This window comes from Pantoea trifolii, assembly GCF_024506435.1.
In the GTDB taxonomy this organism is placed as follows: Bacteria; Pseudomonadota; Gammaproteobacteria; order Enterobacterales; family Enterobacteriaceae; genus Pantoea; species Pantoea trifolii.
Map to the genome: position 1 here is coordinate 24,389 of NZ_JANIET010000001.1, position 22,165 is coordinate 46,553.

General features: G+C 55.4%; 21 protein-coding genes. 13 read left to right on the forward strand and 8 right to left on the reverse strand.

Annotated elements, in window-relative coordinates; genetic code table 11:
* Positions 1–7 precede the first annotated feature (7 nt).
* Together phoU and NQH49_RS00120 are read left to right on the forward strand one after the other, a co-directional pair.
* Entirely contained in the window at positions 8–742 is a 735-nt protein-coding gene (gene phoU / locus NQH49_RS00115) for a phosphate signaling complex protein PhoU (RefSeq protein WP_007893583.1), read from the forward strand.
* A 119-nt stretch (positions 743–861) separates the two neighbouring features.
* Positions 862–2,100: an MFS transporter gene (locus tag NQH49_RS00120; protein WP_256697889.1), complete on the forward strand. Its 1,239-nt coding sequence runs from the start codon at positions 862–864 to the stop codon at positions 2,098–2,100.
* 171 nt (positions 2,101–2,271) lie between these two features.
* Here NQH49_RS00120 and yieH read toward each other — a convergent pair whose 3' ends face one another.
* Entirely contained in the window at positions 2,272–2,934 is a 663-nt protein-coding gene (gene yieH, locus NQH49_RS00125; protein WP_256697890.1) for a 6-phosphogluconate phosphatase, read from the reverse strand.
* A 151-nt stretch (positions 2,935–3,085) separates the two neighbouring features.
* On the opposite strand from yieH, the gene NQH49_RS00130 reads away from it, so the two are divergent.
* A complete protein-coding gene (locus NQH49_RS00130; RefSeq protein ID WP_256697891.1) occupies positions 3,086–4,399 on the forward strand; it encodes an NCS2 family permease in 1,314 nt (437 codons plus the stop codon).
* Between the two features lie 28 nt (positions 4,400–4,427).
* On the opposite strand, the gene NQH49_RS00135 is transcribed toward NQH49_RS00130, so the two are convergent.
* Positions 4,428–5,177: a 4'-phosphopantetheinyl transferase family protein gene (locus tag NQH49_RS00135; protein WP_256697892.1), complete on the reverse strand. Its 750-nt coding sequence runs from the start codon at positions 5,175–5,177 to the stop codon at positions 4,428–4,430.
* 295 nt (positions 5,178–5,472) lie between these two features.
* Here NQH49_RS00135 and NQH49_RS00140 point away from each other — a divergent pair, with 295 nt between their 5' ends.
* Positions 5,473–5,982, forward strand: a complete 510-nt coding sequence (locus NQH49_RS00140) for a flavin reductase family protein (protein WP_256697894.1) — start codon at positions 5,473–5,475, stop codon at positions 5,980–5,982.
* Between the two features lie 46 nt (positions 5,983–6,028).
* On the opposite strand, the gene NQH49_RS00145 is transcribed toward NQH49_RS00140, so the two are convergent.
* From NQH49_RS00145 to rpmH, 6 genes are all read right to left on the reverse strand, one after another.
* Positions 6,029–6,619, reverse strand: a complete 591-nt coding sequence (locus tag NQH49_RS00145; RefSeq protein ID WP_256697896.1) for a malonic semialdehyde reductase — start codon at positions 6,617–6,619, stop codon at positions 6,029–6,031.
* Between the two features lie 221 nt (positions 6,620–6,840).
* Positions 6,841–8,205 carry a tRNA uridine-5-carboxymethylaminomethyl(34) synthesis GTPase MnmE gene (gene mnmE / locus NQH49_RS00150; RefSeq protein WP_256697898.1) on the reverse strand — a complete coding sequence of 455 codons (1,365 nt, stop codon included), beginning with the start codon at positions 8,203–8,205 and terminating at the stop codon, positions 6,841–6,843.
* A gap of 84 nt (positions 8,206–8,289) precedes the next feature.
* On the reverse strand, positions 8,290–9,936 hold the full coding sequence (gene yidC, locus NQH49_RS00155) for a membrane protein insertase YidC (RefSeq protein WP_256697900.1): 1,647 nt from the start codon (positions 9,934–9,936) through the stop codon (positions 8,290–8,292).
* Positions 9,937–9,938: 2 nt separating this feature from the next.
* Positions 9,939–10,196 (reverse strand): membrane protein insertion efficiency factor YidD, encoded by a 258-nt coding sequence (gene yidD / locus NQH49_RS00160; RefSeq protein ID WP_007893564.1) that lies wholly within the window; start codon positions 10,194–10,196, stop codon positions 9,939–9,941.
* Positions 10,160–10,519 (reverse strand): ribonuclease P protein component, encoded by a 360-nt coding sequence (gene rnpA, locus NQH49_RS00165; RefSeq protein ID WP_036648555.1) that lies wholly within the window; start codon positions 10,517–10,519, stop codon positions 10,160–10,162. The genes yidD and rnpA overlap by 37 nt, the downstream gene beginning before the upstream one ends.
* 14 nt (positions 10,520–10,533) lie before the next feature.
* Positions 10,534–10,674, reverse strand: a complete 141-nt coding sequence (gene rpmH, locus NQH49_RS00170; protein WP_003849659.1) for a 50S ribosomal protein L34 — start codon at positions 10,672–10,674, stop codon at positions 10,534–10,536.
* A gap of 602 nt (positions 10,675–11,276) precedes the next feature.
* Between rpmH and dnaA the strand changes: the two genes are divergently transcribed.
* From dnaA to dgoD, 9 genes are all read left to right on the forward strand, one after another.
* Positions 11,277–12,683 carry a chromosomal replication initiator protein DnaA gene (gene dnaA, locus NQH49_RS00175; protein ID WP_008105301.1) on the forward strand — a complete coding sequence of 469 codons (1,407 nt, stop codon included), beginning with the start codon at positions 11,277–11,279 and terminating at the stop codon, positions 12,681–12,683.
* A 5-nt stretch (positions 12,684–12,688) separates the two neighbouring features.
* Complete coding sequence (dnaN, locus tag NQH49_RS00180) at positions 12,689–13,789, forward strand: DNA polymerase III subunit beta (RefSeq protein ID WP_008105300.1); 1,101 nt, start codon at positions 12,689–12,691, stop codon at positions 13,787–13,789.
* 138 nt (positions 13,790–13,927) lie between these two features.
* The gene (gene recF / locus NQH49_RS00185; RefSeq protein WP_256697901.1) at positions 13,928–15,013 is read left to right on the forward strand and encodes a DNA replication/repair protein RecF; all 1,086 of its coding nucleotides are present in this window, start codon (positions 13,928–13,930) and stop codon (positions 15,011–15,013) included.
* Positions 15,014–15,030: 17 nt separating this feature from the next.
* Positions 15,031–17,436, forward strand: a complete 2,406-nt coding sequence (gene gyrB / locus NQH49_RS00190) for a DNA topoisomerase (ATP-hydrolyzing) subunit B (protein ID WP_256697903.1) — start codon at positions 15,031–15,033, stop codon at positions 17,434–17,436.
* A 170-nt stretch (positions 17,437–17,606) separates the two neighbouring features.
* On the forward strand, positions 17,607–18,416 hold the full coding sequence (gene yidA / locus NQH49_RS00195; protein ID WP_008105292.1) for a sugar-phosphatase: 810 nt from the start codon (positions 17,607–17,609) through the stop codon (positions 18,414–18,416).
* Between the two features lie 259 nt (positions 18,417–18,675).
* Positions 18,676–19,374 (forward strand): FadR/GntR family transcriptional regulator, encoded by a 699-nt coding sequence (locus tag NQH49_RS00200; RefSeq protein ID WP_256697904.1) that lies wholly within the window; start codon positions 18,676–18,678, stop codon positions 19,372–19,374.
* Entirely contained in the window at positions 19,371–20,249 is an 879-nt protein-coding gene (locus tag NQH49_RS00205) for a 2-dehydro-3-deoxygalactonokinase (protein ID WP_256697906.1), read from the forward strand. Before NQH49_RS00200 ends, NQH49_RS00205 begins: the two co-directional genes overlap by 4 nt.
* A complete protein-coding gene (locus NQH49_RS00210; protein WP_256697907.1) occupies positions 20,233–20,850 on the forward strand; it encodes a 2-dehydro-3-deoxy-6-phosphogalactonate aldolase in 618 nt (205 codons plus the stop codon). The genes NQH49_RS00205 and NQH49_RS00210 overlap by 17 nt, the downstream gene beginning before the upstream one ends.
* Positions 20,847–21,995: a galactonate dehydratase gene (gene dgoD / locus NQH49_RS00215; protein WP_007893527.1), complete on the forward strand. Its 1,149-nt coding sequence runs from the start codon at positions 20,847–20,849 to the stop codon at positions 21,993–21,995. Before NQH49_RS00210 ends, dgoD begins: the two co-directional genes overlap by 4 nt.
* The last annotated feature ends 170 nt before the right edge of the window (positions 21,996–22,165 follow it).

Below are 22,165 nucleotides of genomic sequence, written 5' to 3' on the forward strand. Positions count from 1 at the left end.
GACGCACATGGATAATTTAAATCTGAACAAACACATCTCCGGTCAGTTCAACGCGGAGCTGGAGCACATTCGCACGCAAGTGATGATCATGGGCGGCATGGTTGAGAAGCAGCTGATGGACGCCATCACCGCGATGCATAACCAGGATGGCGAGCTGGCGCGTCACGTGATCGACGGCGACCAGAAGGTCAACATGATGGAAGTGGAGATTGATGAAGCCTGCGTGCGCATCATCGCCAAACGCCAGCCCACCGCCAGCGATTTGCGTCTGGTCATGGCGATCATCAAGACCATTTCTGAACTGGAACGCATTGGCGATGTGGCGGAAAAAATCAGCCGCACCGCGCTGGAGAAGTTCAGCCAGCAGCACCTGCCGCTGCTGGTGAGCCTTGAAGCGCTGGGTCATCACACCGTGCAGATGCTGCATGACGTGCTGGATGCGTTTGCGCGCATGGATCTCAACGAAGCCATCAAAATCTACCGTGAAGATAAGAAGGTGGATAAAGAGTACGAAGGCATCGTGCGTCAGTTGATGACCTACATGATGGAAGATCCGCGCACCATCCCAAGCGTGCTGACCGCGCTGTTCTGCGCGCGCGCCATCGAGCGTATCGGCGATCGCTGCCAGAACATCTGCGAAATTATCTTCTATTTCGTCAAAGGTCAGGATTTCCGTCATGTGGGCGGCGACAAGCTGGATGAACTGCTGTCGGGCGATGATGGCAGCAATAAACCCTCTTGATTGACGCGTCGGCGGCCCGTTGCCACTGTGGCTAACGGGCTGCCTGCTTAAATTCTGTCTGTTCTCAGCGATTCCCTCTCTTTATACTTGGCGCACTTTTTTCTGCCAGGTGCTGTTACATGTCCTCCCCAACTCCTAAAAAACAAGCCATTACACCGGCGAAAGCCATGGTGGCTGCGATCAGCGGCTACGCGATGGATGGATTTGATCTGCTGATTCTTGGTTTTATGCTGCCAGCGATCAGCGTCTCGCTGGCGCTCGATCCTTCTCAGGCCGGTTCGCTGGTCACCTGGACGCTGATCGGCGCGGTGATCGGCGGCATTGTGTTTGGTCATCTGAGCGATCGTTATGGTCGCATCCGCATTCTTACCGTCACCATTCTGGTGTTCTCGGTGTTCACCGGCCTGTGTGCGGTGGCGCAAGGCTATTGGGATCTGTTGGCGTACCGCACGCTGGCGGGTGTGGGATTGGGTGGCGAGTTCGGCATCGGCATGGCGCTGATTGCCGAAGCCTGGCCGAAAGAGAAGCGCAACCGCGCCTCGGCGTGGGTTGGCATTGGCTGGCAGCTCGGTGTACTTCTGGCGGCCTTTATCACGCCGCCGCTGCTGAGCGTGATTGGCTGGCGCGGCATGTTCCTCGTCGGTTTGCTGCCGGCGCTGGTGTCGTTTGTGATCCGCCGCAGCATGGGCGAGCCGGAAAGTTTTACCCGCCACGTTGAGAGAACGCCGCAGCTCTCCTTTGCCGCACGCATTAAATTGCTGTTTGCCGACCGCGCCACCAGCAAAGCCAGCCTGGGAATTTTCATTCTCTGCTCGGTGCAGAATTTTGGTTACTACGGATTGATGATCTGGATGCCGAGCTATCTGTCATCCAACTTCGGGTTCAGCCTGACCAAATCTGGCCTGTGGACCGCCGTCACGGTGGTGGGCATGACATTCGGCATCTGGCTGTTTGGCGTGCTGGCCGATCGCTTCGCGCGCTGGAAAATCTTCCTGCTGTATCAGTTCGGCGCGGTGGTGATGGTGGTGGTGTATGCACAGCTGCGCGATCCAACGGTGATGCTGTTTACCGGCGCGCTGATGGGGATGTTTGTAAACGGCATGATTGGCGGCTACGGTGCGCTGATTTCCGACACCTTCCCACCGCACGCACGCGCGACGGCGCAGAACGTGTTGTTTAATTTGGGACGTGGCGTGGGCGGATTTGGTCCATTGGTGATTGGCCTGCTGGCCACCAATATCTCTTTCACCGCCGCGATTACGCTGCTGGCACTGATTTATCTGCTGGATATCGCCGCCACGCTGTTCTTGCTGCCGAAGAAGCAGAGCAACGAGGATTCGTTGGGGGCGATTGGCTGATTTAGATTGTGCTGGTTGTCCCCCATCCCGGCCTTCCCCCATAAATGGGGGAAGGAGATGCTGCCACATGCAACTCCCAACTCACATATTGCAGCATCTTCCTCCCCCCTTCATGGGGGAGGACCGAGGAGGGGGACAGCCAGCACGGACAGAGAAGCGGGACAGCCAGCACTACCCCACCAAATCCCACCCACGCGCACGCCACAGATCCGGCAACTGCGCCATATCATCAAAGCGCGTCACCAGCGGATGATCTAATTCAGGATTGTGCGCATCGGCGCAGTAGTAAAACACCGGAATCCCGGCAGCGATTCCCGCGCGCGCGCCAGCCTCGGAATCATCCACCAGAATGCACTTCTCAATCGGCACCTGCATCTGCTCGGCGGCGTGATACATCAGCTCTGGATCCGGCTTCCAGTGGTTAATGTCATAACCGCTATACAGCTTGCCATCGAGATACGGCAGCATGCCGGTCAAGCCCAGCGAATGTTGCATCTTCTTCACCGTGCCGTTGGAAACCACGCACATCTTCACTTTGACACTTTCCACCAGCGCTTTGGCACCGGCAATCGGCTTCAAATCGAGATCAAACAATCTCGCCACTTCGGCGCGATAGGCGGTTTCCACCTCTTCGAGCGGCAATTCAACCTGATGTTCGGCCGCCACATCGCGGATGATGTCGTAAAGCTTCACCCCTTTATACTGCTCAAACATTTGCTGTAGAGAGCGTTCAATACCGTAGCGGGCAAAGGTGTTGACGTAAGCTTGCGTACAGATCACTTCGCTGTCGACCAGCGTGCCGTCGCAATCAAAAAAAATACATTCAACCGACATCGCACATCATCCTTTTGTTAAACAATAAGCTGACACTCTAACGCACTGAGCGCAGAAAGCGACCCTGAGCAACCGGTTGCGAAAAATCAGTGTTTTGCCGCGCTAAACTCTATAGGATACGCGGCGATAAATTTTTTAGCGGAACAGTGGAATGACTAATCAGGGCCTTTTGCAGCGTATCTTCAAACTGCAGGAACACGGAACCACGGTGCGCACCGAAGTGATTGCCGGTTGCACGACTTTCCTGACGATGGTGTACATCGTTTTCGTTAACCCGCAAATTCTCGGTGTGGCGGGCATGGATACGCAGGCCGTGTTTGTTACTACCTGCTTGATTGCCGCGTTCGGCAGCATTCTGATGGGGCTGGTGGCGAATCTGCCGGTGGCGCTGGCGCCGGCGATGGGCCTGAACGCCTTCTTCGCCTTTGTGGTGGTCGGTGCCATGGGTTATTCCTGGCAGATTGGTATGGGCGCGATTTTCTGGGGCGCGCTGGGTCTGCTGATCCTTACGCTGCTGCGCGTGCGTTACTGGATGATTGCCAACATTCCGCTCAGCCTGCGCGTGGGTATCACCGCCGGTATCGGCCTGTTTATCGCCATGATGGGGCTGAAAAACGCCGGTATCATCGTGCCAAACGCCGATACCATCGTTGCCGTTGGCAATCTGACCTCGCACAGCGTGCTGCTTGGGGCGCTCGGTTTCTTCATCATCGCGATTCTGGCTTCTCGCAATATCCATGCGGCGGTGCTGGTGTCGATTGTGGTGACGACCGCGCTGGGCCTGATCATTGGCGATGTGAAATTCAGCGGCGTGTTCGCGGCGCCGCCTGCGATCACTTCCGTTGTCGGCCAGGTCGATATCAAAGGCGCGTTCAACATCGGCATGGCCGGTGTGATCTTCTCCTTTATGCTGGTCAATCTGTTCGACTCATCCGGCACGCTGATTGGCGTAACCGATAAAGCCGGGCTGACCGACGAGAAAGGCACGTTCCCGCGCATGAAGCAGGCGCTGTACGTTGATAGCGTCAGTTCAGTGACCGGTTCGCTGATCGGTACCTCATCGGTGACCGCCTACATTGAAAGCTCGTCCGGCGTGGCGATCGGTGGTCGCACCGGCTTGATGGCGGTGATTACAGGCATTTTGTTCCTGCTGGTGATGTTCCTGTCACCGCTGGCGGCGATGGTGCCTTCTTATGCGGCGGCGGGTGCGCTGATTTACGTTGGCGTATTGATGACGGCGTCGCTGTCACGCGTGCAGTGGGACGATCTCACCGAAGCGGTGCCAGCATTCGTTACTGCGGCGATGATGCCTTTCAGCTTCTCGATCACCGAAGGTATCGCGCTGGGCTTTATCTCTTACTGCGTGATGAAGTTGGGGACCGGCCGCTGGCGTGAAATCAGCCCGTGCGTGGTGGTAGTCGCGCTGCTGTTCGTGCTGAAAATCGTCTTTATCGACGCCCACTAAATAGAAGAGGCCGCTGATGCGGCCTTTTTTATGACGGATGTCCCATCTCATGCGGCGTGACCAAACTGGTGAGGCGCAAGGTACGCGGCCCGATATTGGGTTTGCTCATCTCGACATCGCGCAGCGCTTGCCAGTGCTGCGCGCCATCAATCTCCCACAAGTGTAAGCGTTCGGTGCCGGGCGACAGCGCGCATGACCACACCAGCGTTGGCTCAGCATCACACACCGCCTGAATATCGGGAAACACGGTGGAACGCAGCCGACCGGCCGCAGGATGCAAACGCAGTGAATCAATGCCGCTATTGGTTTCGCCGGTGAGCTTGAGAATGCTTTGGCGCAGCGTCCAGATTTGCGTCACCGCTTCCATGAAATCCTGCTGCGCGTTGATCCAGGCTTTTTCGCCGGAGGAAAGATCTTGCGTCAGCATATCCTGCGTTTGACGGCTGTGTGCGCGCACAATCTCCATATCCAATCCGGCGCGCCCGCCTTCTTCGGCCAGTAGCACACCGATGGTGTTTCCAGCGTAGGAAATACTGAAGTCGGGCAGGTTAGTATCGGCAAAGCAGGGACGTCCGCTGCTGGAGGTCGTCAGCGCGGGGAGTTCGCGAATGCCATAAACGCGCAGCATCAGTTGCGCCAGCAGTTCACGCGCGGCAAGAAAGCGTCCGCGACGCTTGTCAGCGAAGCGCTGAGCGCTGTTGATCACTTCCTGTGGCACCCGCATATTCTCGGAAGAAAAGGGCGGATTACCTATCCAACGTACAAAATGACTAGCCATCTGTCGCTCCGTGAAAATGGTCGAATAATCATCAGTGCTATTGTAAGAATTTTCTCATGGGTTTGCATCCGGCTTAAGATGGAATCGGCGATATTTCAGATAAGGACGAAGCCAGGCGGCAATCCCATTTGGCAACTTTGCATAGAACGCTTTTGCAGATTCGTGTCTCAACGGATGCCGAACGGCCTGATGTGGTGTAGGATTTGGACAGTAAAAAGGCACAGTGAAGTGCGCTAACCAATTCATTCATCTGCCAATCGTGCGCATCTTAGAAGCATGCACGTCGGAGTTTTCTATGTCAGTTACCGCTATTTCTCGCCAGGAATCGATCTCGCTTGATGAGTTTCGTCACGGCATGCGTCGCTTAACCGCGGGTGTTTCTCTGGTTACCACCGAATTTCAGGGCGAAAAGTTGGGGCTGATTGCGACGTCGGTCAGTTCGCTGGCGGCTGAGCCACCAAGTCTGCTGGTGTGCGTCAATCGCAGCGCATCCAGCCATGATGCCTTTATCAACGCCGGCCATTTTGCCGTTAACGTGCTGCGTGAACAGCATGACGACTTATGTGCTCAGTTCAGCCAATCCTCACGCCGCGACGAGCGCTTTCAAAGTGGTACGTGGCAGACATTAAATACCGGCGCGCCGATTTTAGCTGATGCGCTGGTGAGCTTTGATTGTCAGCTGGAGAAGGTGGTGGAGTGGAACACGCACAGCGTGCTGCTGGCGCGTATCGTGGGGATCGCTCTGCCTGGTGAAGCGGCAGAGCCGATGATCTACTTCAACAGCGGCTTCCATTCACTGGGATAACCGCTTAAAACCGGCGTCGTGGACTCAGCCCGACGCCTTTTCTCAATCAGGCAAAGGTGCTGGCTTCATCAAAGCCCAGACGCGGCAGACGCGCATGCAGTTTGCTGGCTTCGCCATAGCCGAGATTGATCAGTAAGTTCACCTGCCATTTACTCTCGCTGAAGAACGCCTCGTTCACTTTTGACGGATCGAAACCGGACATCGGGCCCGCATCCAGGCCCAGCGAACGCGCGGCCAGAATCAAATAACCTGCTTGCAAGCTGCTGTTACGGAACGCGGTTTCTTTCGCCAGATCCGGGCTGCTGGTAAACCAGCTGCGCGCATCACCGTGCGGGAACAGCTTTGGCAGCGCTTCGTAGAATTCAGGATCCCACGCCACGATCACCGTCACCGGTGCGGCCATGGTTTTATCGACGTTGCCGGATGAGAGCGCGGGTTTCAGCTTCTCTTTCCCTTCCTGCGAGGTCACAAATACAAAACGGCCTGGCGAGCAGTTAGCGGAGGTTGGGCCCAGCGCGGTCAGGCTATAGAGCTGCTTCAGCAAATCCTGCGAAACCGGTTTGTCCTGCCAATAGCTGTGGGTGCGGGCTTCGTTGAACAGCGCGTTCAGCGCCACGCTGTCGAGCGTTGTACTCATGTTTCTCTCCTGTTCAGGCAGCAACTGGCGCCCAATATTTAGCATGAATAATGAATGTACCCAGCAGGACCTGTACGCCGGGCAGTGATCGTTATACTGCAAAGGCGTTGGGGAGCCAAATAACAAAGACGCATGATTACCGTGAGCCAGGTTCACATGAATGCGCACCCTACATTAGAACGCCGTAGGGTCGCCATTCATGGCGACCACGTAACAGGTCATTACTTACCAATACAGAAACTGGAGAAGATTCTGCCCAGCAGATCGTCGGAGGTGAATTCGCCGGTGATTTCGCTCAGCGCCTGCTGCGCTAAGCGTAACTCTTCTGCCAGTAATTCCCCGGCCCACGCGCCTAACAGCTGATGCTTGCCCTGCTGCAAGTGCGTTGCGGCTAGCTCCAGCGCTTGCAGATGGCGGCGGCGTGCGAGAAATCCGCCTTCCATATTGCCGGCAAATCCCATGCTCTGTTTCAGGTGATCGCGCAGCGCTTCCACACCTTCCCCGGTGCGCGCCGAGAGACGAATCAGTGAGTGACCGTTCACTTCAGTGAGGCCCAGCTCTTCGCCGGTCATATCCGCTTTGTTGCGCACCACGGTTATCGGCAGCGCTTCCGGCAGACGGGCAACGAAATCCGGCCAGATTGCGGCGGCTTCGGTCGCGTCGGTGGTGGTGCCATCAACCATAAACAGCACGCGGTCGGCCTGCTCGATCTCCTGCCACGCGCGCTCAATACCGATGCGCTCGACTTCGTCGCTGGCTTCTCGCAAACCTGCGGTATCGATGATGTGCAGCGGCATGCCGTCAATGTGGATATGCTCGCGCAGCACGTCGCGCGTGGTGCCAGCAATATCGGTGACGATCGCCGCTTCGCGCCCGGCTAAGGCATTCAGCAGGCTCGATTTCCCGGCATTGGGACGACCGGCAATCACCACCTTCATCCCTTCACGCAGCAGGCTGCCCTGACGCGCTTCGGCACGCACGCCATCAAGGTCGCCGATCACCACATTGAGCTGGGCTTCAATTTTGCCGTCGGAAAGGAAATCGATCTCTTCATCCGGGAAGTCGATGGCCGCTTCTACATAGATGCGCAGGTGAGTAAGTGCTTCCACAAGCGCGTTGATGCGCAGGGAAAATGCGCCCTGCAACGAGTTCACCGCCGAGCGGGCGGCTTGCTCTGAACTGGCATCGATCAGATCGGCAATCGCTTCGGCTTGCGCTAAATCGAGCTTGTCGTTGAGGAAGGCGCGTTCCGAGAATTCGCCTGGCTGGGCAATACGCAAGCCGGGCAGCGCCACGATGCGTTTCAGCAGCAGGTCAAGAATTACCGGGCCGCCATGGCCTTGCAGCTCCAGCACATCTTCACCGGTAAAGGAGTTCGGGCCAGGAAACCATAGCGCAATGCCCTGATCGAGCACGCTGCCATCGGCATCGGTAAAGGGCAGATAGTCGGCATAGCGCGGTTTTGGCAGCTTGCCGAGCAAGGCTTGCGCCACCTCAGCGGCTTTTGCGCCGGAGATACGCAGAATGCCGACGCCGCCGCGGCCGGGAGGCGTCGCCTGGGCAACAATAGTGTCGCTGTGGCTCATGATTCACCTTTTCTCAAAACAAAAAAACAGGGCGACATAAATGCCGCCCCTTAATTATACGCTGCTGCTGGTTGCAGTCAGACGTTACGCTTTCTTCTTGTCGCGGCTATGCAGACCACGTTTTTCCAGGCCGCGATAAATCAGCTGCTGCTGGAGAATGGTCACCAGGTTGCTGACGATGTAGTACAGCACCAGACCTGATGGGAACCACAGGAAGAACACGGTAAAGATAACCGGCATGTAGGTCATGATCTTCTGCTGCATCGGATCGGTCACGGTGGTCGGTGACATCTTCTGAATGAAGAACATGGTGATACCCATGATGATCGGCAGAATGTAGTACGGGTCCTGCGCTGACAGGTCATGAATCCACAGAATAAACGGCGCATGACGCAGTTCAACCGAGCCTGACAGCATGTAGTACAAGGCCAGGAAGATTGGCATCTGGATAACCAGTGGCAGACAGCCGCCCAGCGGGTTCACTTTCTCCGCCTTATACAGCGCCATCATTTCCTGGCTCTGCTTCTGCTTATCATCGCCCAGACGTTCACGCATCGCCTGAATCTTCGGCTGCAGCATACGCATCTTCGCCATCGAGGTGTACTGCGCTTTGGTCAGCGGGTACATGATGCCACGTACGATGAAGGTGATAACGATAATGGAGAAGCCCCAGTTACCGATGAAGCTGTGGATGAACTTCAGCAGCTTAAACAGCGGCTGAGAGATGAACCACAACCAGCCGTAATCCACGGTCAGATCCAGGTGCGGCGCGATGGCTGCCATCTGGTCCTGAATTTCCGGGCCGACCCAAAGCGTTGCGCCGAGATCCTGCTGTGCGCCTGCGCCAACGGTAACCGGTGCAGATTTGTAGCCAATTGCCGCGATGCCATTGCCGAGGTTGCTGGTGTACAGCGTGTTGTTACCCTGCGTGCGTGGCACCCATGCGGTAGCGAAGTACTGCTGCAGCATCGCCACCCAACCATTGCTGGTGGTGGTATTCAGGTTCTCATTATCCGCGATGGTGTCGAATTTATATTTTTCGTATTTCGCATCGCTGGTTGAGTACGCTGCGCCACGGAAGGTGTGCAGAGCAAAGTTGTTGCTGCCGGTATCACGGTGCTTAGGCACGTCGATGGTCTGCTTCAGCTGACCAAACATCGACACTTCCAGCGGCTGCTGAGTGGTGTTGTTGATGTTGTAGTCAACGTTTACCGCATACTCACCGCGCTTAAAGACGAACGTCTTGGTGTAAACCACGCCGTTTTCACCGGTCCAGGTCAGCGGCACGCGCAGTTCGCTCTGGCCATCCGCCATCACGAAGCTTTCTTGCGAAGTGGTATACAGCGGACGTGCGCCATTGTTCGGGTTATCCGGACCGTTACGGCCCGTTAAGCCGCTCTGCGCCTGATAAACGAAGGCAGGTGTGGTTTCAAGCAGCTGGAACGGTGCGTCTGAACCCAGTTTGTCCGGGTAAGTCAGCAGCTGAGCCTGCTCAATATCGCCACCACGCGTATTGATGTTGAGTGACAGGACATCTGTCTTAACGGTGATCGTTTTGCCCTGTCCGCTAGCCGGCACGCCGGAAGTGGCGGCATCACCCGCTGCGCTGCTTGTGTTTTGCGTGGTCTGGGTTTGCTGTGGCTGCGGAGCGTGGTCCGTCTGCCAGGCTTGCCAGATCATAAAAGACACGAACAGAAAAGCGATGAGAAAGAGATTGCGTTGCGAATCCATCGTTAATGTTCTCTGGTATCAAAGGTTTTTGGCGGCACAGGATCGTCACCACCCGGGTTCAAAGGGTGGCATTTTAATACGCGTTTTATCGTCAACCAACTGCCTTTTACAACGCCAAAGCGGCGTAAGGCCTCAATCCCATACTGCGAACAGGTGGGATGGAACCGGCAATGAGGTCCCAGCAGTGGGCTGATGGCGCGTTGATAAACGCGTATCAGGGCAATCAGGAGCCGCGAGCCAGGCGACAGTGACGACGCCATAGTTTCTCCAACGCTTCCGTCAGCGCACGGTTATCCAGGTCAGCAATCCCTTTTTTAGCCACGATCACAAAATCCATCGCAGGGAGCTCATGTTGACGCAGACGAAAGCTTTCGCGGGTCAATCGCTTGATCCGGTTGCGTTCATGGGCACGTTTTACATGTTTTTTTGCGACGGTGAGACCGATGCGGGGATGCCCCAGCGCGTTAAGTCGGCCGAGTATGGTGATTTGCGGCGTACCGGCTCGTTGTGGCTGCTGGAAGACGAAAGTGAAATGAGTGGGAGTTAACAAACGTAACTCCCTGGGAAATGCGAGCTTAACCACGAGGGTTAGCTTTATTACTTAGAAACGGTCAGACGAGAACGGCCTTTAGCACGACGACGTGCCAGAACCTGACGACCATTTTTTGTTGCCATACGAGCACGGAAACCGTGTGAACGGTTGCGCTTCAGTACGGACGGTTGAAAAGTGCGTTTCATGGCGATTTCTACCTAAACTTGAAAATTTTCACTGGGTGACGCGTTTTCGGGCCAGTAAATCGACCAACGCCTCAATGTGTCTTTAATAAAGAGGCGGGATTGTAATAATTGTACAGTCCAGAGTCAATTTACTTCGCTGGTCGCGGCACCTGGAAACCCAGATACAGCCCGCTGATTCCGGGCATCAAGGCTTCACGCAATAATGCCGGGTGGGGAATTATACGGGCTGTGGGTTAAAGCGCAAGGATCGCGCAGGATCTTCTTGCGATCAATTTGCAGATTTGTTGCGCAGAAACGAGAGCTCGCCAGAAAAATTACCGCTTTCAGCCACATTAACGCTGGCTTTTTTCGCAGAAAGCGTAAACTCATTATCGCTTCAGCAGCCTGTGGATAAATTGGATCAAAACTGTGTAGAAAGGGAAGATCTCTGTGCGGCTTTACGTTATGATCCGCCCTTCCGCTGACGATCCTTACTGCGATCGCCGGGGAAGACTACCGCGAATAGCGGTCGCAGGCGCTTTCCAACCGTCTGTGTCTAAAAATTACGTTTCTATTTATTAGCGCCTAAAATTCTTATCGATTTTGTACGAGTGGAGTCCGCCGTGTCACTTACGCTTTGGCAACAGTGTCTTGCCCGTTTGCAGGATGAGCTTCCTGCCACCGAATTCAGCATGTGGATTCGTCCGCTGCAAGCTGAATTGAACGACAATACGCTGACCTTGTATGCACCAAATCGGTTTGTACTCGACTGGGTTAGAGATAAATATCTCAATAGTATCAATGGGCTGCTGAATGAATTCTGCGGTGCAAATGTGCCGTTACTGCGTTTCGAAGTCGGCACGCGTCCTGCCGCACAGGTGACAACCAGCCAACCGGCGATGGCCACGTCCAGTTACAGCGCACCTGCACCGATTGAAAATCGTCCCGCGCCGACGCAAATCCTGCGTCCAAGCTGGGATTCTGTGCCTGCGCCGGCGGATGTCACTTACCGCTCCAATGTGAATAACCGTCATAACTTCGACAACTTCGTTGAAGGTAAATCGAACCAGCTGGCGCGCGCGGCGGCACGTCAGGTGGCGGATAATCCTGGCGGCGCGTATAACCCACTGTTCCTTTATGGCGGCACCGGCCTGGGTAAAACTCACCTGTTGCACGCGGTGGGTAACGGCATTATTGCGCGCAAGCCCAATGCCAAAGTGGTGTACATGCACTCTGAGCGTTTTGTGCAGGACATGGTTAAAGCCTTGCAGAACAACGCCATCGAAGAGTTCAAGCGTTACTACCGCTCGGTTGATGCGCTGCTGATCGATGACATTCAATTCTTTGCCAATAAAGAGCGCTCGCAGGAAGAGTTCTTCCATACGTTTAACGCGCTGCTGGAAGGCAATCAACAGATCATCCTGACCTCGGATCGTTATCCAAAAGAGATCAACGGCGTAGAAGATCGCCTGAAATCACGTTTTGGCTGGGGATTAACTGTGGCGATCGAGCCGCCAGAGCTGGAAACGCGCGTCGCGATCCTGATGAAGAAAGCCGATGAAAACGATATTCGTCTGCCAGGTGAAGTCGCCTTCTTTATTGCTAAGCGTTTACGTTCCAACGTTCGTGAGCTGGAAGGCGCGCTGAACCGCGTGATTGCCAACGCGAACTTTACCGGTCGCGCCATTACTATCGATTTTGTGCGCGAAGCGTTGCGCGATCTGCTGGCGCTGCAGGAAAAGCTGGTCACCATTGATAATATTCAGAAAACGGTGGCCGAGTATTACAAAATCAAAGTGGCGGATTTGCTGTCGAAACGCCGTTCGCGTTCGGTAGCGCGTCCGCGCCAGATGGCGATGGCGATGGCGAAAGAGCTCACCAACCACAGCTTGCCGGAGATTGGCGATGCGTTTGGTGGCCGCGACCATACCACCGTGCTTCACGCTTGCCGTAAAATCGAGCAGCTGCGTGAAGAGAGCCACGACATCAAAGAAGATTTCTCTAACCTCATTCGAACACTATCTTCCTGACGCATATGAAATTTATTGTAGAACGTGAGCAGTTACTGAAGCCACTGCAACAGGTTAGCGGTCCACTTGGCGGACGCCCAACGCTGCCGATCCTGGGAAATTTACTGCTGCAGGTGAGCGAAGGCTCGCTGCGCTTGACCGGTACCGATCTGGAAATGGAAATGGTAGCCCGTGTTGCGCTGACGCAGCCGCACGAGCCGGGCGCCACCACGGTTCCCGCGCGTAAATTCCTCGATATTTGCCGCGGTTTGCCGGAAGGCGCGGAGATCAGCCTGACGCTGGAAGGCGACAGAATGCTGGTGCGCTCTGGCCGCAGCCGTTTCTCGCTGTCAACGTTGCCCGCCAGCGACTTCCCGAATCTGGATGACTGGCAGAGCGAGGTGGAATTCACCTTACCGCAGGCGACGTTGAAACGTCTGATCGAAGCCACGCAGTTCTCAATGGCGCATCAGGATGTGCGTTATTACCTCAACGGTATGTTGTTCGAAACCGAAGGCGAAGAGTTGCGTACCGTCGCCACCGATGGTCACCGCCTTGCGGTGTGCTCCATGCCGATTGGTCAGGCGCTGCCGAACCATTCGGTGATCGTACCGCGTAAAGGTGTGATTGAGCTGATGCGTTTACTGGATGGCGGCGAAACGCCATTGCAGGTGCAAATCGGTAGCAGCAACATCCGCGCACACGTGGGTGACTTCATCTTTACGTCGAAACTGGTTGATGGCCGTTTCCCGGATTATCGCCGCGTACTGCCGAAGAATCCCGACAAAGCGCTGGAAGCTGGCTGTGATATTTTGAAGCAGGCGTTTGCGCGTGCGGCAATTCTCTCGAATGAGAAATTCCGCGGCGTTCGCATCTATATCACGGAAAATCAGCTCAAGATCACGGCGAATAATCCTGAGCAGGAAGAAGCAGAAGAGATGCTGGATGTCTCTTACAACGGCACCGATCTGGAGATCGGTTTCAACGTCAGCTATGTGCTGGATGTGTTGAATGCGCTGAAGTGCGAGAACGTGCGTTTGCTGCTGACCGATGGCGTTTCAAGCGTGCAGATTGAAGATGTTGCCAGTCCGGCTGCAGCCTACGTCGTCATGCCAATGCGCTTGTGATCATGCCATTCCCCCTCCCACTTGTGGGAGGGGGCTAGGGGGAGGGACAGCGAGCAGATAACCTATTTCGCTGTCTTTCCCCCACCCAGCCTCCCCCGCAAGCGGGGGAGGTGAAAACCACTTCGACCCGGACTTTTCATGGCTTTAACCCGCCTCCTGATTAAAGATTTTCGCAACATCGAGCAGGCCGATCTGGCCTTAGCGCCGGGCTTTAATTTCCTGGTCGGTGCCAACGGCAGCGGCAAAACCAGCGTGCTGGAGGCGATTTACACGCTGGGGCACGGTCGCGCGTTTCGCAGTTTGCAAGCGGGCCGCGTGATTCGTCATGAGCAGGACGCCTTTGTGCTGCACGGTCGCATTGAAGGCAGCGAACGAGAATTGTCAGTAGGTTTAACTAAGAATCGTGCTGGCGACAGTAAAGTGCGTATTGATGGCAGCGATGGCCACAAAGTGGCGGAGTTGGCGCAGTTGCTGCCGATGCAGTTGATTACGCCGGAAGGGTTTACCCTGCTCAATGGCGGTCCAAAATACCGGCGTGCCTACATCGATTGGGGCTGTTTTCACGCTTCGCCCGGATTTTTCCATGCCTGGAGCAATTTGCGTCGTCTGCTCAAACAGCGCAATGCTGCGCTGCGTCAGGTTTCGCGCTATAGCCAGATTCGTCCGTGGGATCAGGAACTGGTGCCGCTAGCTGAGCAGATCAGTGCCTGGCGGGCCGAATACAGCGCGGCGATTTCCCGCGAGATCATCGCCACCTGCGGCCAGTTTTTACCGGAGTTTGAGTTGGCGTTCTCTTTCCAGCGCGGCTGGGATAAAGAGAGCGACTACGCCGAACTGCTGGAACGCAATTTCGAGCGCGACCGCGCGCTCACCTACACCGCCAGCGGCCCGCATAAAGCCGATTTTCGTATTCGTGCCGAAGGTACGCCGGTGGAAGATTTACTCTCACGCGGTCAATTGAAACTGCTGATGTGTGCGCTGCGTTTAGCGCAGGGCGAATACCTGACGCGCAGCAGCGGACGACGCTGTTTGTATTTGATTGATGACTTTGCCTCAGAGCTGGATGACACCCGTCGTCGGCTGTTAGCTGAACGCCTAAAAGCCACGCAGGCTCAAGTATTTGTCAGCGCCATTGGTGTCGAGCATGTAATCGACATGAGTGATGAAAAGGGCAAGATGTTCCGCGTGGAACAGGGTAAAATAGTGGTTCAACCTGAAGATTAAATGAGCGAGAAACGTTGATGTCGAATTCTTATGACTCCTCAAGTATCAAAGTCCTGAAAGGGCTTGATGCGGTACGCAAACGCCCGGGCATGTACATCGGCGATACGGATGACGGCACCGGTCTGCATCACATGGTATTCGAAGTCGTGGATAACGCAATCGACGAAGCGCTCGCCGGTCACTGTAGTGATATTACCGTTACTATTCATGCAGATAACTCTGTCTCAGTGCAAGATGATGGCCGTGGTATTCCTACCGGCATTCACCCGGAAGAGGGCGTCTCTGCTGCTGAAGTGATCATGACCGTCCTGCACGCCGGCGGTAAATTTGATGATAACTCGTATAAAGTTTCCGGTGGTCTGCACGGCGTTGGCGTTTCAGTGGTAAACGCCCTGTCGCAGAAGCTGGAGCTGACCATTCGCCGTGAAGGCAAAGTGCATCAGCAGGTTTATCAGCACGGCGTGCCGCAGGCACCGCTGGCAGTATCGGGTGATACCGATGCAACCGGTACTCGCGTGCGTTTCTGGCCGAGCTACGAAACCTTCACCAACGTGATTGAGTTTGAGTACGACATCCTGGCGAAACGCCTGCGTGAACTGTCGTTCCTGAACTCTGGCGTCTCAATTCGTCTGGAAGACAAACGCGACGGCAAGAACGATCACTTCCACTACGAAGGCGGCATCAAGGCGTTTGTTGAGTATCTCAACAAGAACAAAACCCCAATCCATCCAACGGTGTTCTACTTCTCGACGGAGAAAGATGGCATCGGCGTGGAAGTGGCGCTGCAGTGGAACGATGGTTTCCAGGAAAACATCTACTGCTTCACCAACAACATTCCACAGCGCGACGGCGGTACGCACCTGGCCGGCTTCCGTGCGGCAATGACACGTACGTTGAACGCCTACATGGACAAAGAAGGCTACAGCAAAAAAGCCAAAGTCAGCGCCACCGGTGACGATGCGCGTGAAGGCCTGATTGCCGTGGTTTCCGTGAAAGTGCCGGATCCGAAATTCTCTTCTCAGACCAAAGATAAGCTGGTCTCTTCAGAGGTCAAATCGGCGGTTGAGCAGCAGATGAACGAACTGCTGGCGGAATACCTGCTGGAAAACCCGTCTGACGCGAAAATCGTGGTCGGCAAAATTATTGATGCGGCGCGTGCGCGTGAAGCTGCACGTCGTGCACGTGAAATGACTCGCCGTAAAGGCGCGCTGGATTTGGCCGGTCTGCCGGGCAAACTGGCCGACTGTCAGGAGCGCGATCCGGCGCTGTCTGAAATCTACCTGGTGGAGGGTGATTCTGCAGGCGGTTCAGCCAAACAGGGTCGTAACCGTAAGAACCAGGCGATTCTGCCGCTGAAAGGTAAAATCCTTAACGTAGAGAAAGCGCGTTTCGACAAGATGCTCGCTTCGCAGGAAGTTGCCACGCTGATCACCGCGCTGGGTTGTGGTATCGGCCGTGATGAATACAATCCGGACAAACTGCGTTATCACAGCATCATCATCATGACCGATGCGGACGTCGACGGCTCGCACATTCGTACGCTGCTGTTGACCTTCTTCTACCGTCAGATGCCAGAAATCGTGGAACGTGGTCACGTCTACATTGCTCAGCCACCACTGTACAAAGTTAAGAAAGGCAAGCAAGAACAGTATATTAAAGACGACGAAGCGATGGATCAGTATCAGATTTCTATCGCACTCGACGGCGCAACGCTGCACACCAACGCCAGCGCACCGGCATTGGGCGGCCAGCCGCTGGAAACGCTGGTGGCTGATTTCAACGGCACGCAGCGCATGATCAAACGTATGGAACGCCGTTTCCCTACGGCCCTGCTGCGCGGCCTGATCTATCATCCAACCTTAAGCGACCTCAGCAATGAAGCCGACGTAAAGGGATGGATTGACGGTTTAGTGGCCTATTTGACCGAGCGTGAAGCGCATGGCAGCAGCTACCTGGCGCATGTCCGTGCTAACCCTGAGCAGAAGTTTGAACCGGTGCTGCGTGTGCGTACGCACGGCGTGGATACCGATTATCCGCTGGATAGCGAATTCATCGATGGACCGGAATACCGCAAAATCTGTGCGCTAGGCGAGCAGCTGCGCGGCCTGATCGAAGAAGATGCTTATATCGAACGTGGCGAACGCCGTCAGCCGGTCACCAGCTTCGAGCAGGCGATTGAGTGGCTGGTGAAAGAGTCGCGTCGCGGCCTGTCAGTGCAGCGTTATAAAGGTTTGGGTGAGATGAACCCAGAGCAGCTGTGGGAAACCACCATGGATCCTGATAGTCGCCGCATGTTGCGCGTGACCATCAAGGATGCGATTGCTGCCGATCAGCTGTTCACCACCTTGATGGGCGATGCGGTTGAACCGCGCCGCGCCTTCATTGAAGAGAATGCGCTGAAAGCGGCCAACATCGATATTTAATCGACACGGCAAAACGTAAAAACCCTTCCCTGGTGGAAGGGTTTTTTGTTTTCAGCGTGGTAACTCAACAACGCTCACAATGAGAAAAAATCTTAAGTTAGGCGCAAAACTGGTCAGTGTGAGCTGAATCGCGCTAGCATTGATCAAAACCCTGACTCAACGAGGACGTTATGGCTATAAAACTGGTAGCAATCGATATGGACGGCACGCTGCTCAATCCGCAGCACGAGATCACGCCTGCAGTTAAATCGGCCATTGAGCGCGCACATAAAAAAGGTGTGATGGTGGTGCTCACTACCGGCCGTCCGTTCGTCGGTATTCAGCGCTATCTGATGGAGCTGAATCTGGTTGATGAAGGCCAATATTGCATCAGCTACAACGGTGCGCTGGTGCATCGCGCTAATGATGGCGAGTGCGTCGCGGAAATCACGCTGGGTTTTGACGACTATCTCTATATCGAACAGCTGGCGCGCGACCTTGGCGTCCACTTCCAGGCCTTCGATAAATCCTTCCTCTATACGCCGAACAAAGACATCAGCGAATTCACCATCCACGAAGCGAGCCTGACCGGCATTCCGGTGCGCTATCGTTCCGTGGAAGAGATGGATCGCGCCACGCGTTTCCCTAAGCTGATGATGATTGATAAGCCCGATCTGCTGGATTCTGCCATTCAGCGCTTGCCGCAGCAGGCTCGCGACAACTACACCATTCTCAAAAGCGCACCTTACTACCTCGAAATCCTCGATTCCCGCGTGAATAAAGGACAAGGCGTGAAAATGCTGGCTGAGAAGCTCGGCCTGGCGCGTGAAGAAGTGATGGCGATTGGCGATCAGGAAAACGATCTGGCGATGATTGAGTATGCTGGAACCGGCGTAGCAATGGGCAATGCTATTGATTCCGTGAAGAAAATCGCGCAGTTCATTACCAAAACCAATATGGAAGACGGCGTAGCGCACGCCATTGAAGAGCTGGTGCTGTAAACCCTTCTTATTTCTCCTCACGCTTTTTTTGATCGCCATAAATGGCGACCCTACAAACCTCACCAAGCCATCGTAGGGTCGCCATTCATGGCGACCTTATCGCATCATCGCACATGCATTGTCTATTTTGTGATCCAGATTGTAGTACAACTTAACGTTATGGTACTACAATCGACGGCACAGGTCAGGGCGGCCGTTAGGCTTCGCTCCGCGAAAGCAGTAATCTGATGCGTAACTGCCTTTCACTGAATGGAACATCATGACGCAAGAACAATTAAGCAAAACAGAGCGCATCATCCTGACGCTGGGTGAAGAGATTGTGGCCGGCAAATTTGTACCGGGCGCGGCGTTACCCGCCGAAGCTGAGCTGTGTGAACGCTTCGGCACCTCGCGCAATATCATCCGCGAAGTGTTTCGCTCGCTAATGGCGAAACGTTTGATGGAGATGAAGCGCTATCGCGGCGCGTTCGTCACGCCGCGCAATCACTGGAACTATCTCGATAGCGACGTATTGCAGTGGGCGCTGGCGCACGATCAGGACCCGCGTCTGATTGCCGCCATGAACGAAGTGCGCGTGCTGGTTGAGCCGCAGATTGCGCGCTGGTCTGCTGAACGCGCCACCTCAAGCGATCTGGCTGCGATTGAACAGGCGTACAACGACATGGTGGCTAACCACCTCAATCGTGATGCCTTTAATGATGCGGATATCCGCTATCACGAAGCGGTGCTGAATTCGGTACACAATCCGGTGCTGCAGCAGCTCAACGTGGCGATCAGCCAGCTGCAAAAAGCGGTGTTTGCGCAAACCTACATGGCGGACGAAGGCAACATGCCGCGCACGCTCGCCGAACATAAAGCGCTGTTCGATGCCATTCGTCATCAGGATGGCGATGCCGCCGAGTTGGCGGCGAAAGCGATGATTGCCAGCTCAACGGCGCGACTCAAGGAGATTATGTGACCAGCTATATCGCGATTGATTGGGGCTCAACCAACCTGCGCGCCTGGCATTATCAAGCCGGCGTTTGTATTGATGAGCGCCGCTCTGAAGCTGGCGTTACGCGCCTTGGCGATCGCACGCCAGCTGAAGTATTTGCTAGCGTCACTGCGGGTTGGCCAGTCAACGACGTGCCGGTGGTGATGGCGGGCATGGTGGGCAGCAATGCCGGCTGGCTGTCGGTGCCGTATCTCTCCTGTCCGGTGGCGCTGGGCGAAATCGCTGGCCGCCTGACGCGCGTTGAGGAGAAAGCGTGGATCGTGCCGGGATTGAGTGTGGAACGTGCTGACAACTACAACGTGATGCGCGGTGAAGAGACGCAGCTGCTCGGCGCGGTGGAACTGCAACCTGCGCCGCTCTACGTGATGCCAGGCACGCACGCTAAATGGGTGCAGATGGAACAGGATCGCGTGCTGGATTTCCGCACCGTGATGACCGGTGAACTGCATCATCTGCTGCTGAAACAGTCGCTGATTGGCGCGGGTTTACCCGAGCAGCAAGCGAACGCGGCGGCTTTCCACGAAGGTGTGCAAGTCGGCAGCAACGATGCTTCGATTCTCTCGCGCCTGTTTGAAGTCCGCGCTTCTCACGTGCTCGGTGCACGCGACCGCCGCCATATCAGTGACTTTCTTTCAGGCTTGCTGATTGGTCACGAAGTGGCGCTGATGACGCAACAGGCCAACGCCACCAGCCAACCGATCACCATTATTGCCGGTAGCGCGCTGGCGCAACGTTATCAGCAGGCGCTGCAGTTTATCGGCATGGATTCAGTCACGCTGGAAGGCGATCGTGCTTTCCAGCACGGAATAAGGAGTATTGCGAATGTCCTGGCAAACTAAAGTCCCGCTGATCGCCATTCTGCGTGGCATCACGCCGGATGAAGCCGAAGCGCACGTTGGCGCACTGATTGACTCGGGTTTCGATGCGATTGAAATCCCACTTAACTCGCCGGAGTGGGCGAAAAGCATCGGCGCGATGGTGAAAACCTTCGGCGATAAAGCGCTGATTGGTGCCGGTACGGTGCTGAATCCGGCGCAGGTCGATGAGCTGGCGACGCTGAACAGCAAATTAGTCGTCACGCCGAACACCGATGCCGCCGTGATCCGCCAGGCGGTCGCCAAAGGGATGATCGTCGCCGCCGGTTGCGCCACCGCGACCGAAGCGTTTGCCGCCTTACAGGCCGGTGCGCAGGCGTTGAAAATTTTCCCGTCGTCAGCCTTTGGGCCGGGCTACATCAAAGCGCTGAAAGCCGTGCTGCCGCCGGAAGTGCCGGTGTTTGCCGTGGGCGGCGTGACGCCGGAAAACCTGCATGAATTTATGGCCGCAGGCTGCATTGGCGCGGGTCTGGGCAGCGATCTCTATCGCGCCGGCCAACCGCTGTCGCGCACTGTGGAACAGGCTCGCGCATTTATTGCTGCATATAAGGACGCTGTACGATGAAAATTACCAAACTGACCACTTATCGCCTGCCGCCGCGCTGGATGTTCCTGAAAATCGAAACGGACGAAGGCATTGTCGGCTGGGGCGAACCGGTGATTGAAGGCCGCGCGCGCAGCGTAGAAGCGGCGGTGCATGAGCTGTCGGAATATCTGATTGGTCAGGATCCGGCGCGCATCAACGATTTATGGCAGGTGATGTATCGCGGTGGCTTCTATCGCGGCGGCCCGATTCTGATGAGCGCCATCGCCGGTATCGATCAGGCATTGTGGGATATCAAAGGCAAAGCGCTCGGCGTGCCGGTTTATCAACTGCTGGGCGGTTTGGTGCGTGACAGCATCAAAGCCTACAGCTGGGTGGGCGGCGATCGTCCGGCGGATGTGATTGATGGCATCAAGAAACTGCGCACCATCGGTTTTGATACCTTCAAACTCAACGGCTGCGAAGAGATGGGCATTATCGATAATGCGCGCAAAGTCGATGACGCGGTGAATACCGTGGCGCAGATCCGTGAAGCCTTCGGTAAAGAGATTGAGTTTGGCCTCGATTTCCACGGCCGCGTTAGCGCGCCAATGGCAAAAGTACTGATCAAAGAGCTGGAACCTTATCGCCCGCTGTTTATTGAAGAGCCGGTGCTGGCGGAGCAGGCGGAATATTATCCGCGGTTGGCGGCGCAAACTCACATCCCCATCGCCGCTGGCGAACGCATGTTCTCGCGCTTTGAGTTCAAACGCGTGCTGGAAGCGGGTGGACTGGCGATTCTGCAACCGGATCTGTCACACGCGGGCGGCATCACCGAGTGCTACAAAATTGCTGCGATGGCCGAATCTTACGATGTGGCGCTGGCTCCACACTGTCCGCTGGGCCCGATCGCGCTGGCCGCGTGCCTGCACGTTGACTTCGTCTCACGCAATGCGGTGTTCCAGGAGCAGAGCATGGGGATTCACTATAATCAGGGCGCTGAACTGCTCGATTACGTGATCAATAAAGACGATTTTAAAATGGATGACGGTCATTTCTATCCGTTAAATAAACCGGGCCTCGGCGTGGAAATTAATGAAGAGCTGGTGATCGAGCGCAGTAAAAATGCACCTGACTGGAGAAACCCGCTTTGGAGATTCCCCGACGGTTCAGTTGCCGAATGGTAATTAACACGTACTAAAAATAGTCATTTGAAAATATCTATATGCCGGTGAAATAGGGCATAGGGCTTCGCTCAGCCTGTTTCCCGGCACAGCTTATTTACCGTTGACGCGGTTTTACCTTTGATATCGCTACCCTACATCTGCCGGGGCGTGCTCTGTCGCGCCTAAACGGC